Source organism: Enterobacter sp. K16B, assembly GCF_020216105.1.
GTDB classification, from domain to species: Bacteria; Pseudomonadota; Gammaproteobacteria; order Enterobacterales; family Enterobacteriaceae; genus Enterobacter; species Enterobacter sichuanensis.
On sequence record NZ_JAIWJZ010000175.1, the window covers coordinates 1 to 17289 of the forward strand.

General features: G+C 59.5%; 12 protein-coding genes and 1 pseudogene. 5 read left to right on the forward strand and 8 right to left on the reverse strand.

The window, feature by feature from the left end:
* Positions 1 to 1129, forward strand: a 1129-nt coding sequence (locus LDK53_RS22135) for an ATP-binding cassette domain-containing protein (RefSeq protein WP_225288088.1), incomplete at its 5' end; no start/stop codon positions are given.
* Between the two features lie 84 nt (positions 1130 to 1213).
* On the opposite strand, the gene LDK53_RS22140 is transcribed toward LDK53_RS22135, so the two are convergent.
* Together LDK53_RS22140 and LDK53_RS22145 are read right to left on the reverse strand one after the other, a co-directional pair.
* Positions 1214 to 3577: a TIM-barrel domain-containing protein gene (locus LDK53_RS22140; protein WP_225288089.1), complete on the reverse strand. Its 2364-nt coding sequence runs from the start codon at positions 3575 to 3577 to the stop codon at positions 1214 to 1216.
* A 17-nt stretch (positions 3578 to 3594) separates the two neighbouring features.
* Positions 3595 to 4896 (reverse strand): MFS transporter, encoded by a 1302-nt coding sequence (locus LDK53_RS22145; RefSeq protein WP_025757287.1) that lies wholly within the window; start codon positions 4894 to 4896, stop codon positions 3595 to 3597.
* A gap of 288 nt (positions 4897 to 5184) precedes the next feature.
* Between LDK53_RS22145 and LDK53_RS22150 the strand changes: the two genes are divergently transcribed.
* Complete coding sequence (locus tag LDK53_RS22150; RefSeq protein WP_225288090.1) at positions 5185 to 6258, forward strand: LacI family DNA-binding transcriptional regulator; 1074 nt, start codon at positions 5185 to 5187, stop codon at positions 6256 to 6258.
* On the opposite strand, the gene LDK53_RS22155 is transcribed toward LDK53_RS22150, so the two are convergent.
* The 4 genes from LDK53_RS22155 to LDK53_RS22170 form a co-directional block, all read right to left on the reverse strand.
* Positions 6255 to 7511 carry a DUF1479 domain-containing protein gene (locus LDK53_RS22155; RefSeq protein ID WP_225288091.1) on the reverse strand — a complete coding sequence of 419 codons (1257 nt, stop codon included), beginning with the start codon at positions 7509 to 7511 and terminating at the stop codon, positions 6255 to 6257. The two genes, LDK53_RS22150 and LDK53_RS22155, sit on opposite strands and share 4 nt — an antisense overlap.
* Before the next feature lie 148 nt (positions 7512 to 7659).
* Positions 7660 to 8475 (reverse strand): Cof-type HAD-IIB family hydrolase, encoded by an 816-nt coding sequence (locus LDK53_RS22160; protein ID WP_225288092.1) that lies wholly within the window; start codon positions 8473 to 8475, stop codon positions 7660 to 7662.
* 166 nt (positions 8476 to 8641) lie between these two features.
* Complete coding sequence (locus tag LDK53_RS22165; protein ID WP_225288093.1) at positions 8642 to 11074, reverse strand: formate C-acetyltransferase/glycerol dehydratase family glycyl radical enzyme; 2433 nt, start codon at positions 11072 to 11074, stop codon at positions 8642 to 8644.
* Positions 11075 to 11078: 4 nt separating this feature from the next.
* Positions 11079 to 11978, reverse strand: coding sequence for a glycyl-radical enzyme activating protein (locus LDK53_RS22170; RefSeq protein WP_225288094.1), 900 nt, complete (start codon positions 11976 to 11978; stop codon positions 11079 to 11081).
* Positions 11979 to 12106: 128 nt separating this feature from the next.
* Here LDK53_RS22170 and fsa point away from each other — a divergent pair, with 128 nt between their 5' ends.
* Positions 12107 to 12769 (forward strand): fructose-6-phosphate aldolase, encoded by a 663-nt coding sequence (fsa, locus tag LDK53_RS22175; RefSeq protein WP_225288095.1) that lies wholly within the window; start codon positions 12107 to 12109, stop codon positions 12767 to 12769.
* A gap of 89 nt (positions 12770 to 12858) precedes the next feature.
* Here the strand turns inward: fsa and moeB are convergent, their stop codons facing one another.
* Complete coding sequence (moeB, locus tag LDK53_RS22180) at positions 12859 to 13611, reverse strand: molybdopterin-synthase adenylyltransferase MoeB (RefSeq protein ID WP_095449390.1); 753 nt, start codon at positions 13609 to 13611, stop codon at positions 12859 to 12861.
* 1 nt (position 13612) lies between these two features.
* A complete protein-coding gene (gene moeA / locus LDK53_RS22185) occupies positions 13613 to 14845 on the reverse strand; it encodes a molybdopterin molybdotransferase MoeA (protein ID WP_225288096.1) in 1233 nt (410 codons plus the stop codon).
* Positions 14846 to 15032: 187 nt separating this feature from the next.
* Here moeA and iaaA point away from each other — a divergent pair.
* Together iaaA and LDK53_RS22195 are read left to right on the forward strand one after the other, a co-directional pair.
* A pseudogene (gene iaaA / locus LDK53_RS22190) lies at positions 15033 to 15996 on the forward strand (beta-aspartyl-peptidase).
* The coding region (locus tag LDK53_RS22195) for an ATP-binding cassette domain-containing protein (RefSeq protein ID WP_225288098.1) at positions 15983 to 17289 on the forward strand (1307 nt) is incomplete at its 3' end. The pseudogene iaaA and the gene LDK53_RS22195, both read left to right, overlap by 14 nt.

Here is a 17289-nt window from a genome sequence, read left to right on the forward strand (position 1 = left end):
TGCGCCAGGCTGGAAGCTGCGCGTGCTGCTGGCGCAGGCGCGGTTCTCAAACCCGGACATTCTGCTGCTCGACGAACCAACGAACAACCTGGACATCGACACCATTCGCTGGCTGGAGCAGACGCTGAACGATCGTGACAGCACCATGATCATCATCTCGCACGACCGTCACTTCCTGAACATGGTCTGTACGCACATGGCGGATCTGGACTACGGCGAGCTGCGCGTGTATCCGGGCAACTACGACGAATACATGACAGCGGCCACCCAGGCGCGTGAACGCCTGCTGGCGGACAACGCCAAGAAAAAAGCGCAGATTGCAGACCTGCAGTCCTTCGTTAGCCGCTTCAGTGCCAACGCTTCTAAATCGCGTCAGGCCACCTCGCGCGCGCGTCAGATTGACAAAATCAAGCTGGAAGAGGTTAAAGCCTCCAGCCGTCAGAACCCGTTCATCCGCTTCGAGCAGGACAAGAAACTGTTCCGTAACGCGCTGGAAGTGGAAGCCCTTACCAAAGGCTTCGATGAAGGTCCGCTGTTCAAAAACTTCAACCTGCTGCTGGAAGTGGGCGAGAAGATTGCCATTCTGGGGGCGAACGGCGTGGGTAAATCCACCATGCTGAAAACCCTGGTGGGCGAACTGCAGCCGGACAACGGCACCGTGAAATGGTCTGAAAACGCGCAAATCGGTTACTACGCGCAGGATCATGAGTATGAGTTCGAAAACGATCTGACCGTCTTCGACTGGATGAGCCAGTGGAAGCAGGAAGGCGACGACGAGCAGGCGGTGCGCAGCATTCTCGGGCCTCTGCTGTTCAGCCAGGATGATATCAAGAAGCCGGCTAAAGTGCTCTCCGGTGGCGAGAAGGGCCGCATGCTGTTCGGCAAGCTGATGATGGAAAAACCCAACATTCTGGTGATGGACGAACCGACCAACCACCTGGATATGGAATCGATCGAGTCGCTGAACATGGCGCTGGAGATGTATCAGGGCACCCTGATCTTCGTCTCTCACGACCGCGAGTTCGTCAGCTCGCTGGCGACCCGCGTGATCGAAATTACGCCAGAGCGCGTGGTGGACTTCACCGGTAACTACGAAGATTACCTGCGCAGCAAAGGTATCGAAAGCTAAAAACCTTGCCCGGTGGCGCTACGCTTACCGGGCCTACGGGTTAGTTTGTAGGCCGGGTCAGGCGAAGCCGCCACCCGGCAATGTTCAGAGCACCCACTCGCTCCCTTCAACCCCATTCACCCGCAGTTTGCGTTTTTCCCCCGCCGGTAACGACACCTTCAGGACTTTCCACGCCGGACGGTAATCCCCGCGCGCGTTGACCTTCAGGTCGATGGTTGCCCCGTCGCACACCATTTCCCATTCCACCCACAGCGCATTGCCGTTCTGGTAGCCCCAGCTTTCACCGTCGTCTTCAAACAGCAGGCCAGCGCTGGCGCCGACACCTTTCACCGGGAACAGCTTCAGCTCGCGGGCGTCGTCCTTTTCAGCAGACACATGCGTAATACGTTCGCTGAGCGGCAGACCGGCACCGGCGCGCACCAGCAGCGGCAGTTTTTCCAGCGGCGCGTCGAGGACGATCCACTGCCCGCCCGCATACCACTCATGGGTATAAAAATCGTACCAGCCGGTTTCGTTATCCGGCAGCCAGAGACGGCGCGCACGCTGACCGGCTTCGACGACGCTTGCGACCAGCACGTCGCGGCCCAGCAGGAAGTCATCACACTCTTCGAAAGTCTGCGCGTCGTGCTCGTGGTCGAGGAAGGTTGGGCGCAGCATCGGTTCATCGTCGGCATGTGCCTGCCAGAGCAGGGTGTAGAGATACGGCAGCAGGCGATAGCGCAGTTCAATGGCTGCGCGAATGGCAGGGGTCACACCCGGGTACATCCACGGCTCGTTCACCGTGTGGTCATCGTTCCACGAGTGAATGGTGAAGCGCGGGTGCATCACCCCGTTCTGCACCCAGCGGACAAACAGCTCGGCGTCCGGTTTGTCGCCGGAGAAACCGCCCACGTCGTGGCCGACATTAAACAACCCGGACAGACTCATCCCCAGCCCCATGCGGATGTTATAGCGCAGGGTCTCCCAGCTGGTGCGGTTATCCCCGCTCCAGGTCTGAACGTAGCGCTGCATCCCGGCGCAGCCGGAGCGGGAGATCAGATACGGACGCTTTTCCGGGGCAAAGCGCTGCTGCGCTTCCAGCGAGGCGCGCATCATCAGCAGCGGCATCACCGGGCGAATATGCTTGATGGCGATCTCCTTGCCAAAGCCGTGGCAGCGGGCTTCTCCATCCCACACTTCATATTCATTGTTGTCGTTCCAGGTGGAATCAATGCCCATCTCCAGCAGCTGCGTGGTAACGCCGTTCTGCCACCACTGCACCGTCTGCGGATTGGTAAAGTCAAGATGCGATCCTTCGTCATCCCAGAAGCTGGAGCGTTCGGGTGCATCGGTTTCTGAATCGCGGATGAACAGGCCGCTCTCCGCCACTTCGCTATAGCGCGGATGGTCCTGCAGCAGGCACGGCTTGATGTTTGCCGCAAGTTTCAGCCCTGCGTCGTGGAACGCCTGGGTCATCACCTTCGGCTGCGGCACTTTGTCATGGTTCCAGTTAAAGACGTAGCGCTTGCCGTTGATCGAGGTATAGCCCGAGGAGAGCTGGAACGAGTCGCACGGGATGGCGTGCTCTTCGCACAGGCGAATAAAGTTCATCAGCTGATTCTGCGCGTCCGGCGCGTCGGTGTAGTGCATGGTTGAGCCGCTGTAGCCCAGGCTCCATTTCGGACCGAATAACGTTTTCCCGGTCAGGCGCACGAAGGCTTTGGTGACGTCCAGCACCCGTTTGCCGGTAAAGAGGTAGTAATCAATATCGCCCGCTTCCGCCTGCCAGCGGCGATAGGCGGTGTGGTAGTTGTCGATCTCGTTACCCAGGTCCAGCCAGCAGCTGCTCAGGTTGTCATAGAACAGGCCGTAGCTCACGTCGTCGCGGCGGGTGAGGGTGAACGGAATATGCTTATACAACGGGTCGGTGCTGGCGGCGTTATAGCCCATCGCATCGAGGTTACGCATCTCATAGCGTTTACCGTTACGCTGCAGATCGCCCGCTTTCTCACCCAGGCCGTAAAAACGCTCGTCCTTGCGGCGGCTCAGGTAGTGCGCCACCCCGTCGCCGTGGGCATTCAGCAGGTAGGCACTGGTCGGACGGTCGTTGACCAGCGGCTGCCACTCACCCTCGTCATTGCGGTAGTGCCACTCCAGCCACAGCGGCTGGTGGACGGTCACGCGCAGCCGTTCGGTCGCCACGGTTAACGTGTCGTCCTGCTGCGTCAGCGTCCAGGCCGGGCAGGTGAAGCCGCTGAGATCGTCGCGACGGCGGCCTTCCCACGGTACGTCTTTCTCCGGGGCGATGCTCCAGGTACGGTCCAGCGCCAGTTCGCCTTTACGCTTAATCAGCACGCGGAACAGGTTCTCTTCCAGCACATACAGGCACAGGCGGTGCTGGTTATCTACCAGCAGTTCCAGATGGTTTGCCGACTGCTTATCAACGGTCCAGTTTTTCAGGGTTTTCATATGCAATACATCCACTATCAGGCGCGCTTGGCGCGACGTTCAGCAATAAATGCTACCAGGAAGAGAGCGCCAATCAGGTCAAAGAAGCCCATGGCAATAAAGAGCGGGTTAAAGCCGATTTTGTCGGCGGTCACCCCGATTAACAGCGAGAACAGGAAGCTGGCGATCCACGCCGCCGAGCCGCGCATGCCGTTGACGGTCGCCATCTGACCTTTATCAAACGACTCCACGACCAGGGCGCTCAGCATGCAGGAGATGATCTGGTGCCCGAAGCCGCCGATGGAGATCAGCACGATGGTGATATACGGGTCGCGGGTAATGGCCACGATGGCCAGAGAGATCATCAGGAACGCGCCGGTCACGGAGCTTGCCACCACCGAGTTCACGCGGGAGCAGCCGAACAGGCGGGTGTACAGACGCGTCAGGTAGCCGCTCGCCACGCTGCCAAGGTCAGCGGCGAGGAACGGCAGCCAGGCAAACATCGCAATCTGTTTCAGGTCCATGCCGTGCTCTTTGGCGAGATACAGCGGCACCCAGAAGCTCAGCACCGCCCAGGCCGGCTCTGCCATAAAGGCCGGGATGGCGATACCGTAAAAACGTTTGTTCTTCGAGACGGTTTTCAGCGCGGTCAGGAACGGCAGCTTCACCGCAGGCGGTTCGTTATCCTGCTTGATAAACGCCAGCTCGTCTTTGCTCAGGTTCGGGTGCTGCTCCGGGTTGTGGTAGAACGCCCACCACAGGATCACCCACAGCAGCGCCAGCACGCCGGTGAACATAAACGCTCCCTGCCAGCCGAACGAGGCGTGCGCGAAGTAGATGATAGGCGGGGCCAGCATCGCGCCGATGGAGAAGCCTACACCCGCCCAACCGGCGGCGACAGGACGCTCTGATTTCGGGAACCATTCGCCAATCGTTTTGGCGTTTGCCGGCGTGGCGGCCGCTTCAGAGGCCCCCATAAAGAAGCGCAGAATAGCGAGATGCAGCCAGCTTCCGGCCCCCGCGTGGAAAATACACATCAGCGCCCAAATACCGGCGCAGACCATAAAACCAATCTTCAGGCCGATGACGTCAATCAGCCAGCCGCACAGGGGCTGGAAAATGGTGTAGGCGATCTGGAAGGCCCCGACGATCCAGGAGTACTGCTCGGTGGTGATCCCGAGGCTTTCTTTCAGCTCCGGCGCGAGAATACCTAACGAATTTCGGGTGATGTAGTTAACGGTGACGCCCAGTAAGAACAGCACCAGTACGTACCAGCGCAGGTTTTTAATGACGCGACGGGTTTTGCTTGCCGCAACGGTGTTATTGATGTCCTGACTCATTTTACTCTCCACAAGACGGACGCTAAGGGGACGGAGGTTCAGGTGTCACACAGTTTTTTATGCCTTTGATTTCTATCCGTTTAGAATGCTTAAGTTGCTATACAACTAGTATGGAAGTTGTGTGACAGGTTCACCTTAAGGGAGAAAATGAGTGGGCAGTAGTGGATTTTGTGCAAAAATTCTCATAACTGAGCTTAATCATTTGGCATGATGGTGTGCGTATCAGTAATGACCTGATAAACAGGCTATGAAAATTTTGTCATTTCGCAAATGGAGCCAGATCACAAAATGGACAAAAGGCTAAAAATCACCGAAATTGCCGCCCGGACCCAGCTCTCGATCAGCACCGTTTCGCGGGTGCTGGCGGGAAAGGCCAATACCAGCGAAAAAGCGCGGGCGAAGGTGCTGGAATGCGCCCGCGAACTGGGGGTGCTGGACGGGATGGCGGCGGGGCGTTTGCTGCTGAACAGCCTGGTGGTGTTCGCCCCGCAGCGGGCGTTTGACGAGCGGTCTGACATCTTTTACTACCGTGTGATCCAGAGTGTGAGCAAAGGCCTGGCTTCCCACGATGTGCGCCTGCGCTACTGTGCGCTGGAGGAGAACGACAGCGACGCCCAGCTTTTTCTGGCGCGCATGAACGAGCCGGACACCCAGGCCGCCATTCTTCTCGGGATTGACGATCCGCATATCCACGATCTGGCGGTGGATGTCGGTAAACCCTGCATGCTGATTAACTGTCGCGATCGCCATATGCGCCTGCCGGCCGTGGCGCCGGATCATCGGGCGATTGGCGAGCGGGCGGCGGAGTATCTGTTTGAGATGGGGCACCGCGAAGTGATGAACGTGCTCTGCCTGCGTCGCTACACCATGGAACTGCGCCTCTCCGGCATCCGCGATGCGTGGCAATCCCACAACCTGACGTTCAACGACAAACGCGATCTGCTGGTGGTACCGAGTTTCAGCGCGCGCGAAACGGAACAGATGGTCAGTGACTGGCTGAGCCAGATGCAGGGCAACGATTTGCCGACGGCGTTTCTGGTCGGTGGCGACTTTATGGCGGCGGGCACCATCAGTGCGTTGCAAAAACAAGGATTGCGCGTGCCGCAGGACATCTCGGTGATGAGCATTGACGGCTTTAATCTGGCAGCGATTCAGGATGTGCCGTTAACGGCGGTGCATGTTCCGCGCGACGAGCTGGGAACGGAAGCGGTGCATATGCTCCAGCAGCGGCTGATGCGCCCGGACGCGCCGGTGGGAACCTTGCTGCTTAACGGCACCCTGACCGTACGGGAATCAGTCCGGCGGATACGTCAGGGGAAACGACGCACCGCCGTGGAGCGGGAAGGGCTGTACGACAGTTAAACCATGCCCAGCGCGCGCTTGCCGTGGATATTCAGGTCGGCCACGGTAAAACGGTCCTGCCAGGTCTTTTCATAGTCTTCACGCGGGAAGTCACCCGGCGACGCGCCGGTTTCCAGCGCTTCCCGGACCTTTTTCGCATAGGCGAGGTTCTTCTCGCACATCGGCGCGGCAGGGATGTACATCACGTTGCCCCAGCCCTGCTGGTTCTCAACCGGTGCAACCGAGTGGATGACATCGCAGTGCCACCACACGGAATCACCCGCCTCCAGTGCCGGAATGCTGCTTAACGCCTCGATAAGCAGCGGGTGCCACTTCTCAGAGACCGGCAGCACGCGCCCCGGTGCGACGCCGCAGAGCTCGTCCTCCGGTACGTCGTCCAGCAGCGGGCGCAGCAGAATGTACGCCATGGCTTCCGGGATGGGCACCACATGCAGCAGCCCCTGGCCTGGGATCATGTCCGACAGCGCCGTCCAGCCCTGGAAGGTGCGGAACACGGAGCATTTGGTGGTGTTATCCACGGTGTACTCCTCCACTTCGGTGCGGTGCGCGGCGTTCCAAGGGTCGTATTTATCGACATTGCCGTCAAACACGCGGGCAAAGACCTGCTGATAGGCCGGCAGCAGCCAGCGCTCCAGCGCGCCGGAGTCGGTATGCGCCCCCAGACCTTTCGAGGTGGTTCCCGGCGGACGGCGGCGAATACGATCCGGATAAATCACGCTCACATCCGGGTCGAACCACTGCTTGCCGTTGCTCTCGAATGTCCATAAACGGTTCAGGAACGACTGCACCTGCGCCATCTCTTCACTCTGGCGCGCCTGCATTTGCGCCTGCGACCAGTAGATCGGGTATATCTCCGGGCGGGAGGCCGTTAGGGTGCTGAAGAAGTTATCGCCCGGGCCTTTATACACCTCGTCAAACTGGTTGAGATCGAGGTAGTCGAGCATCGACTGATCCCACGCCAGGGCCTGCTCGCGCGGGAAGTGACCTTTAATCACCGCGCAGCCCCGGCGTTTGATGGCGTCGCGCTGCGCGGGCGTGATGGTGCCATTTTTCACATCCGCAAACGGGATCACCGGCCAGACCGATTCACCTTTGTTTTTCAGGGCGTTGATTTCCGCCACGCGGGTGGCGATTTTATCACTGAGCTTGTCGAACACCGCCTGCACGTCGCCAATCTGCGTGCGTAACTCACGTTTCAACTGACGGATTGCCGCTTTGTGATCCGCCGGTAAGGTTTCACTGGTAAAGGTCATAACTGCCTCGCATCTTTCATTCGAAAGTAAAAATATCTACAAGTGATACTTTAAGTTAAAAATAAGTTAATGCAAGTTTAAAAACTTGACGCGTGCCACAGGATGGTAAAGAAGGAGAGTGCCGGAGCGAGGCTCCGGCGGGGAAGGATTAGGCGTCGAACGGGGAGTGGGCATCGAGCACGGCCTGAATTACGTTCAGCGCGCCCTGGTGGTTATTGTCGTCGGTACTGTAGCGGCAGATGTCTTTGATACTGTCGGCCGCGTTGCCCATTGCAAACGAGTATTTCACCAGCTTCAGCATTTCCGCGTCGTTGCCGCTGTCGCCGATACCCACACATTCTTGCGGGGAGATAGCCCAGCGCTTCAGCAGTCGGCTGATGCCGTTGGCTTTGTGCAGGCCAGGGATAATCAAATCCACAAAACCAAAGCCGCTGGTGACCGGTTTCATGATGCCGTCCAGCGATACGTGCAGTTTGTCGATAAGATTCGGGATATCGCTGTCCGGCAGGTTCAGGGAGAACTTGAACAGCACGTCGTCAATGTCATGGTAATCGCTGACGCGCTTTAAGCGGTGATAGTGCTTTGACATCAGCGCCACGAACGCCTCCGGCGCTTTATCGCTGACGTACGCACTTTCGAGACCGCAGGCCACAAAGTTCAGCCCTTTGTCTTTCAGCAACTCGCCAGTGACGATCTGCGACTCATGGCGCGTCAGCTCGCCGTGGAAAATTTGCTCGCCGTGATCGAACACCAGCGCGCCGTTTTCCGCCACGAAGGAGATCTGATCTTTCAGCTCCGGGAAGAAGGAGATGAGCTGGTAATACTGGTTGCCGCTGGCGACAACGAATTCAATATTGCGGGCTTTAAGCTGCTCAAACTGTGCCTGAAAGCGGTCCCGATCGTACTGCTTGGCATCATCAAGGAAAGTTCCGTCCATATCGGTGACGATAACTTTAACGGTCATACATTGCGCTCCTGGGTCACTGCGTTTTGAAACATTCTAATAACAAGGTGACGGGGAGCACAAATTTAATTTCGAATGAAAGTAGAAAGCCGGGTGGCGGCTTCGCCTTACCCGGCCTACGGAGAGAGGAGTAGGCCCGGTAAGCGCAGCGCCACCGGGCGTTTTTTTAGAGCGTATGCTCCGTACGCGCAATAATATCGTCCTGCGCATCCGGCGACAGGGCGGTGAAGAACGCCGAGTAGCCCGCCACGCGCACCACCAGGTCACGATACTGGTCAGGGTGTTTTTTCGCTTCCAGCAGCGTTTCGCGGGAAACAATGTTGTACTGAATATGCCAGCCCTTATGCACCTCGAAGAAGGTGCGCAGCAGCACCATCAGCTTCTGGCGGTCGCTGTCGTTTTCCAGCGTTGACGGGTTCAGCTTCTGGTTTAGCAGTACGCCGCCGAGAATCGCTTCGGTCGGCAATTTGCCCACGGAGCCAATGACCGCCGTTGGACCAAGGTGATCGGTACCGGATGCCGGGCTGGCGCCTTCCGCCAGCGGGGTATGGGCTTTTCGTCCGTCCGGGGTGGCCATCGTCGCCGCGCCAAACGGCACGTTCGCGGAAATGGAAGAGGTGCCTGCGTAGTAGTTTCCGCCAATCGGGCCGCGACCGTAACGCGGGTTGTGGTACTGCTTCAGCTCTTCAATGTAGGTCTGGTAGGCACGCGTCAGCAGCATATCCACGCTGTCGTCGTCGTTACCGTATTTCGGCGCACCGTTGATCAGACGCTGACGCAGCTGCTCGTGGGTCAGCCCGTCGAAGTCATCCGCCAGCGCGGCCGCCAACTGCTGCTGACCAATGACGCCCTGCTCGAATACCAGTTTCTTCACCGCCGCCAGGCTGTTGCCGAGGTTGGCGATACCCACCTGCAGGCCGGAGACCCAGTCATACTTCGCGCCACCCTGCTTGATGCTCTTCGCCCGTTCGATACAGTCGTCCACCAGCGCGGAGCAGAGAATATCGTGGACATTCTCTTCCAGCATGGTGTCCACCACATATTCAATCTCGATGGATTTGCGAGTGTAGTAGCGGATCTGGGTGTCCCACGCCGCCATCACCTCTTCGAAGTTATCGAAGTTACCGGCAGAGAGCGCTTTCTCCTGCGGCAGGAATACTTTCCCGCTGGTGGCGTCCCGGCCGCCTTCCAGCGCCGCCAGCATCACGCGGGCGAAGTTGATAAAGCTCATGCCGGTGCAGCGATAGCCCCATTTGCCGCCGACGGCGGTTTCGATGCAGCCAATCGCCGCGTAGTCGTAAGCATCATCGCGCTCAACGCCGAGCTTGATGAATTCCGGGATCACGATTTCATCGTTATTGAATGCCGGCATCCCGAAGCCGCAGCGGATCACCTGCACGCAGGCGTCGAGGAAGTCGTTGCTCATGCCCGCGTGGTAGCGCACGCTCAGGTTCGGCTGGGTGGAGCGCAGACGGCCGCAGGACTCCAGAATCGCGTAAGAGAGCGGGTTGACCGCGTCCATCGGCTCACCGTTGACCAGCGTCTGGCCGCCGATGGTGACGTTCTGGTACAGCGGGCTACCGGCAGAGGCTTTCGAATGCGAGCCGGAACGGATTTTGTTCACTTCCAGCAGCTTCAGCCAGCAGCTGTGCAGCAGCTCAATGGCGTGCTCGCGGTCGAGGCTCTGGTTCAGCTCCACATCGCGGCGGTAGAACGGATAGAGATACTGGTCCATCCGGGCAAACGACACGGAGTGACCGTTGGACTCAATCTGCAGGATCAGCTGAATGAAGTAGCACAGCTGCAGCGCCTGCCAGAAGGTTTTTGGCGGTTCGTGAGCAATCACGTCGCAGTTTTCCGCCATCGCCAGCAGTTCGTTGCGGCGGCTTTCGCGGGTTTCGCTGGCGGCCATGTCACGCGCCAGGTCGGCAAAGCGTTTGATGTGCTGGCTCACCGCCTCCAGCACGATATCAATTGCTTTCAGGAACTGGTCGCCGTGCAGGTCTTCCAGCACCGTCAGGTTAATGCGCGAGCGGCGCTCGGCCACTTTGGCGCGCAGGCCGTCGAGACCTTTTTCCAGCAGCAGCGGGAAGTTAACGGCCAGGTGCGCATCGCCGGAGGTCATATTGCCTTCGGCTTTAATGATGCCGGTTTCCAGCAGGCCTTTCTGCTCGTCGGTGAACATGCCGTAGCAGCGATCCTGCACCGTCTGGCCGCGCCACCACGGGCAGATCGCATGCAGAACGCGCTTGTTCTCTTCGCTCACCGCAAAGCCCGCGCCCGGGCGATCAGCCAGGTCGTCAATCTCTTTCTCAATCCAGGAGACGGTGTATTCCGGGAAAATCGGCGCGGCGCGCACTTCGCTTGCCTGGTTACCGATGATGAGCTCGTCGTGTTTGATCCAGATGGTACGCCGGGCCAGGTGATGCGCCAGCGCCAGGGCGCGACGCACCGGGATCGGTTTGTCCATATGCTGCTGATACATTTCGGTGTAGTGCTGCGCGCGTTCGGTACAGACCGGCGGCTTGACGATATGTACGAGGGCCGTTTTGTGCGCCTTAATGCGCTCGCTGAGGGTGTTGAGATTCAGGGTGGTCATAAGTTTATCCTCGTAAGGTCGCGGTTAACCCTTTCTGGCAGGCGTACTGCTGCGTGAAGTCCAGCAGGGCAGGGTTATCCAGCGGTTTGTCAGGGGCAGAGTAGGGTTGGCCGAGCAGGGTGTATTTGTTCATGCCCAGCGTGTGGTACGGCAGAAAATGAATATCGTTGACGCCGAGCTCGTCGGCGGCGAAATTGGTGATGGCGGTAACAGACGCTTCATCGGCGTTAAAGCCCGGGATCAGCGGCACGCGAATGGTCATCTTTTTCCCGGCTGCCGCCAGACGTTTCAGGTTATCCAGGATCCGTTTCGCTGAGCCGTCCGTCCACTGTTTGAATACCTCGCCATCGACGTGCTTCAGGTCGGCGAGGAACAGATCGACGTACGGTAAAGAGGGCTCGATATAGTGCCAAGGCACATGCAGGCAGGTTTCGACGGCGGTGTGGATGCCCTGGTCGTGGCTGGCTTTAAACAGCGCAAGTGCCAGCTCGGGGTTCATAAACGGCTCGCCGCCGGAAAGCGTAATTCCGCCGCCGCTGCGGTCGTAGAAGGGTTTGTCGCGCAGGACGGTCGCCATGATCTCCCCGACCTGCTGCTCTTCACCGCAGACGGTCAGCGCCTGCGTCGGGCAGCAGTCGGTGAGGGCGTTCAGCGTCTCGTCGTTAAGCTTCTCGCGATGAATGACCAGCCCGTTCAGCGCACGTTCGATGCAGCCCGGCGCCGCCTGCTGGCACAGGTCGCAGCCGTCCAGACACAGGCGTGCATCAAATAGCACGTCCCGGCTGCGGGAGCGGCTTTCCGGGTTCTGGCACCAGCGACAGCCCAGCGAGCAGCCTTTCAGGAACACCACGGTACGAATACCGGGGCCATCGTGGGTAGAGTAACGCTGAATATTGAAGATCATGTTTTTGCCTCTCATCTTGCATATGAAGATTAAATTACTTTCGAATGAAAGTTATCTTGATGCAGGTCAACTCCTGAGCAGGTTTTGTCGTGATAGGGTAAGTGCAGGCTAATTTTGAGGGTGACATCATGGAACTTTATCTCGACACATCTGACGTTGCGGCGGTGAAAAAGCTGGCGCGTATCTTCCCGCTGGCAGGCGTGACCACTAACCCAAGCATCGTTGCGGCCGGGAAAACGCCGCTGGAGGAGCTGTTGCCAGCCCTGCACGACGCCCTGGGCGGCAAAGGCCGTCTGTTTGCCCAGGTGATGGCGACCACCGCGGAAGGGATGGTGGAAGACGCGCGTAAGCTGCGCGCCATCATTAACGACCTGGTGGTAAAAGTGCCGGTAACCGCAGAAGGGCTGGCAGCCATCAAAATGCTGAAAGCAGAAGGGATCCCGACGCTGGGCACGGCGGTATACGGCGCTGCACAAGGGATGTTATCCGCGCTGGCGGGGGCTGAGTATGTCGCGCCTTACGTTAACCGCGTGGACGCGCAGGGCGGGGACGGGATCCAGACGGTGGTGGAATTACAGCAACTGCTGACCCTGCATGCCCCGCAGTCAAAGGTGCTGGCCGCGAGCTTTAAAACCCCGCGTCAGGCGCTGGATTGCCTGCTGGCAGGCTGCGAGTCCATCACGCTGCCGCTGGAGGTGGCGCAGCAGTTTATTACCTCTCCGGCCGTGGACGCGGCGATTGTGAAGTTTGAGCAGGACTGGCAGGGGGCGTTTGGACGGACGTCGATCTGACGTGTGCGGCCTGATGCCCTCACCCCAACCCTCTCCCACGGGGAGAGGGAGCAAACACTAAAACGGCAACCTGAAGGTTGCCGTTTGCTTTAACCTCCGCACACCTCACATCCCGGATTACGCATCAGCTTCATCTCGCGGAACTGGCAGGTCATTGCGTCGTACATCACGATTTTCCCCGCCGCCGGCGTACCGTAATGCGCCAGCACTTTGATCGCTTCCATCGCCTGCAATGACCCAATCACACCGACCAGCGGCGCCATCACGCCGGCTTCGACACAGGTGAGCGCGTTCTCGCCAAACAGGCGGCTCAGGCAGCGGTAGCAGGGTTCACCGTCCGCGTAAGTGAATACGCTGATTTGCCCCTCCATGCGGATCGCCGCGCCGGAGACCAGCGGGGTTTTGTGGGCAAAACAGCCCGCGTTTAGCTGATTACGGACGGCGACGTTATCGGTGCAGTCGAGCACCAGATCGTGCCGGGCAATTTGCGCGGAGAGCGCGTCATCATCCAGCATCGCGTCAAGCAGAGTGAACTGAACGTTGGGGTTAATGCGGGCCAGCGCCGCGCGGGCAGAATCTACTTTCGGCTGGCCAACCGTTGCGTCGCTGTGCAGCGTCTGGCGCTGCAGGTTAGACACCGACACGGTATCAAAGTCCAGCAGTGTCATCCTGCCCACACCCGCCGCGGCGAGGTACTGGGCGGCGGCGCAGCCCAGACCGCCAAGTCCGACGACCAGCACGCTGGCCGCCTTGAGCGCTTCCTGACCCTCGAAATCAAACCCGCGCAGCACAATCTGGCGGTTGTAGCGCATCATCTCCTGGTCGCTCAGCTCCACCGTCATGTCAGCCCCCGAACAACTGGTTAAAGCGCTCCACCTCAACCCATTCGCCCGCTTCCACGTTGCCGCGCTCGCGCTCGAGGACGATAAAGCAGTTGCCCTGGCTGAAGGAGCTGAAAATGTGCGAGCCCTGATGTCCGGTGGTGCTCACTTCGAGCTCACCGTCCGCGTTGCGTGTCAGGATCCCACGCTGGAAATCGAGACGGCCCGGTGATTTTTTCAGGCGCGTCGCGGCACGCACGCGCAGGCGTTCCGGCAGCGGGCGGGCCCGGTTACCGGAGAGCTTCGCCAGCAGCGGGATCACCAGCTGGTAGAAGGTGAGTGCCGCCGAGACCGGGTTACCCGGCAGGCCACAGAACCAGCTGTGCTGCAGTTTACCAAAGGCGAACGGTTTGCCCGGTTTGATCGCCAGCTTCCAGAAGGCGATTTCACCCAACTCTTCAAGGATGGTTTTGGTGTAATCCGCCTCGCCCACGGAGACGCCGCCGGAGCTGATGACCACGTCGGCGGTGTTGTCCGCCTCAATAAACGCAGCGCGCAGTTTTTCCGGATCGTCAGGAATAATGCCGAGGTTAATCACCTCGCAGCCCAGCTGCTCCAGCATCAGGTGTACCGCCAGACGGTTGGTGTCGTAAATCTGTCCGTCCTGCAGCGGCTGGCCCGGAAGCTGCAGTTCGTCGCCCGTCGAGAATACGGCGACGCGCACTTTACGGATAACCTCGATTTCCGCGATGCCGAGGGAGGCCAGCACCGGCAGTTCACCCGCCGTCAGCTTCTGTCCGGCGGCAAAAACCGTCGCGCCGAGGGCAATATCCTCGCCGGTGCGGCGAATGTTCTGGCCCGCTTTGACGCTGGCGGTAAACCGGATGCCGTCATCCGTCTGCTCGGTCTCTTCCTGCATCACCACGGCGTCGCAGCCTGCCGGCACCGGCGCACCGGTCATGATGCGCACACAGGTGCCCGCAGGCCATTCACCGTTAAATGGCTGTCCGGCAAACGCTTTACCTGCCACCGGCAGCGCCTGACCGGCCCGGAGATCCGCCAGGCGTACTGCATAACCGTCCATCGCGGAATTATCGAACCCTGGCACGTTAAGCGGGGAGACAATATCGCGCGCGGCAATACGACCAAAACAGCGCACCAGGGGCAGCGTTTCAACGTCATGCAGCGGGGAAACTCGGTCAAGCATCTGCGTGAGTGCCGTCTCAAGCGACATCAGTCCGGCGGTAAAATCCATGGTGGGCTCCTGCACAGTAACAACGAAAGCGGCCATTATGGCAGAAAAGTGCCACTAACAGTATGACCCGGAGGTGTACGCTTTACATCACAGTTGCGTCTTTCTATATTCAAAAATCATCTGAAGTTTCATTGACGATAATGATATTTATAGAAAAAGCCGCAAATCAGGCTAACGGGTGATGTGAATGGTTAATGCGGTAATCGCAATTCATGGCGGCGCCGGGGCTATCACCCGTGCACAGCTGAGTCCCGAGGATGAAAAGCGCTACATTGACGCGCTGTACGCCATTGTTGAAACGGGCCAGAAAATGCTGGAAGCGGGCGAAAGCGCGCTGGACGTAGTCACCGAGGCGGTACGCCTGCTGGAGGAGTGTCCGTTATTTAATGCCGGGATCGGCTCGGTCTTTACCCGGGACGAAACCCACGAGCTGGATGCCTGCGTGATGGACGGCATCACCCTGAAAGCGGGGGCCGTGGCGGGCGTCAGTCGCCTGCGTAATCCGGTGCTGGCGGCGCGTCTGGTGATGGAAGAGAGTCCGCATGTGCTGCTGACCGGTGCCGGGGCGGAGGCGTTCGCCTTCGGACACGGGATGGAACCGGTATCGCCCGATCTCTTTTCTACCGAGGCGCGCTACCAGCAGCTGCTTGAAGCGCGTTCGGCGGGCATGACGCAGCTTGACCATACTGCGCCGCTGGATGAAACCACCAAAATGGGCACGGTCGGCGCGGTGGCGCTCGATAAGGCCGGAAACCTCGCGGCGGCGACGTCAACGGGAGGGATGACCAACAAGCTGCCTGGACGCGTCGGCGACAGCCCACTGCCCGGTGCCGGCTGCTATGCCAATAACGCCACGGCGGCGGTGTCCTGTACCGGCACCGGGGAAGTCTTTATTCGTGCCCTCGCGGCCTATGACATCACCGCGCTGATGGATTACGGCGGGCTAAGCCTGAGCGAGGCCTGCGAGCGTGTGGTGATGGAGAAGTTGCCCGCGCTGGGCGGGGTTGGCGGGCTGATTGCCGTGGATCGTGAGGGCAACGTGGCGCTGCCGTTCAACAGCGAAGGGATGTACCGCGCCTGGGGTTATGCCGGTGATGAACCGAGTACGGGGATCTATCGTGAATAAGGGGGCAACGCGTGCCGCACAGTGACGAGCTGGACAACCGCGAAGTGCTGGCTGTCCATCAGTTGAATATTGCGTTTCAGGAAGAGCGGCAGTTCATCCCCGCAGTACAGAATTTATCCTTCTCGCTCAAACGCGGCGAGACGCTGGCGATTGTTGGCGAGTCCGGCTCCGGTAAATCGGTCACCGCGCTGGCGCTGATGCGTCTGCTGGAGCAGACGGGCGGGCAAATCAGCAGCGAGAAAATGCTCCTGCGCCGCCGTAACCGTCAGGTCATTGATATAAACGATCTGAGCAGCGCGCAGATGCAGGGCGTGCGCGGGGCGGATATTGCCATGATTTTCCAGGAGCCGATGACCTCGCTCAATCCGGTGTTCCCGGTGGGGGAACAAATTGCCGAGTCCATCCGCCTGCATCAGGGGCTCGGCGGCGATGAGGCGCTCAGTGAAGCCAGACGGATGCTGGAACTGGTGCGCATTCCGGAAGCGCAGGCCATTCTTGGCCGCTACCCGCATCAGCTCTCTGGCGGCATGCGCCAGCGGGTGATGATTGCCATGGCGCTCTCCTGCCGTCCTGCGGTGCTGATCGCCGATGAGCCGACGACGGCGCTGGACGTGACGATTCAGGCGCAGATCCTGCAGCTCATTAAAGTGCTGCAGCAGGAAATGGAGATGGGGGTGATATTCATCACCCACGATATGGGCGTGGTCGCCGATATCGCCGATCGCGTGCTGGTGATGCACAAGGGCAGCGGGGTAGAAACCGGCACGGTTGAGCAGATTTTTCACGCGCCCGTTCATCCTTATACCAAAGCGTTGCTGGCGGCGGTCCCGCGTCTTGGCGCCATGAACGGCCGCGATTTGCCGCGCCGCTTCCCGCTGATTTCACTCGATGCGACAGGGCCGGAGGAGGAGGAACGCGAGCAGGATACCGTGGTGCCGGGTAAGCCCATTCTGGAGGTGCGTAATCTGGTCACCCGTTTCCCGCTGCGCAGCGGCGTGTTGAATCGCGTGAAGCGCGAAGTGCACGCGGTGGAAAACGTCAGTTTTGATCTCTGGCCGGGCGAAACGCTGGCGCTGGTGGGAGAGTCCGGCTGCGGTAAATCTACCACCGGGCGCGCGTTACTCCGTCTGGTGGAATCGCAGGAAGGGAGCATTACCTTTAACGGCGAGCGCATTGATACCCTGCCGGACAGCAGGCTGCAGGCGGTGCGGCGGGATATTCAGTTTATTTTCCAGGATCCGTATGCCTCGCTCGACCCGCGCCACACGGTGGGGTACTCGATCATGGAGCCGCTGCGGGTACATAACCTGCTGGACGG

Bases quoted from the DNA above. Each gene is read 5' to 3' on its own strand.
- LDK53_RS22140 (WP_225288089.1), bottom strand. From the start codon at position 3,577: ATGAAAACCCTGAAAAACTGGACCGTTGATAAGCAGTCGGCAAACCAT.
- LDK53_RS22145 (WP_025757287.1), bottom strand. From the start codon at position 4,896: ATGAGTCAGGACATCAATAACACCGTTGCGGCAAGCAAAACCCGTCGC.
- LDK53_RS22150 (WP_225288090.1), top strand. From the start codon at position 5,185: ATGGACAAAAGGCTAAAAATCACCGAAATTGCCGCCCGGACCCAGCTC.
- LDK53_RS22155 (WP_225288091.1), bottom strand. From the start codon at position 7,511: ATGACCTTTACCAGTGAAACCTTACCGGCGGATCACAAAGCGGCAATC.
- LDK53_RS22160 (WP_225288092.1), bottom strand. From the start codon at position 8,475: ATGACCGTTAAAGTTATCGTCACCGATATGGACGGAACTTTCCTTGAT.
- LDK53_RS22165 (WP_225288093.1), bottom strand. From the start codon at position 11,074: ATGACCACCCTGAATCTCAACACCCTCAGCGAGCGCATTAAGGCGCAC.
- LDK53_RS22170 (WP_225288094.1), bottom strand. From the start codon at position 11,978: ATGATCTTCAATATTCAGCGTTACTCTACCCACGATGGCCCCGGTATT.
- fsa (WP_225288095.1), top strand. From the start codon at position 12,107: ATGGAACTTTATCTCGACACATCTGACGTTGCGGCGGTGAAAAAGCTG.
- moeB (WP_095449390.1), bottom strand. From the start codon at position 13,611: ATGACGGTGGAGCTGAGCGACCAGGAGATGATGCGCTACAACCGCCAG.
- moeA (WP_225288096.1), bottom strand. From the start codon at position 14,845: ATGGATTTTACCGCCGGACTGATGTCGCTTGAGACGGCACTCACGCAG.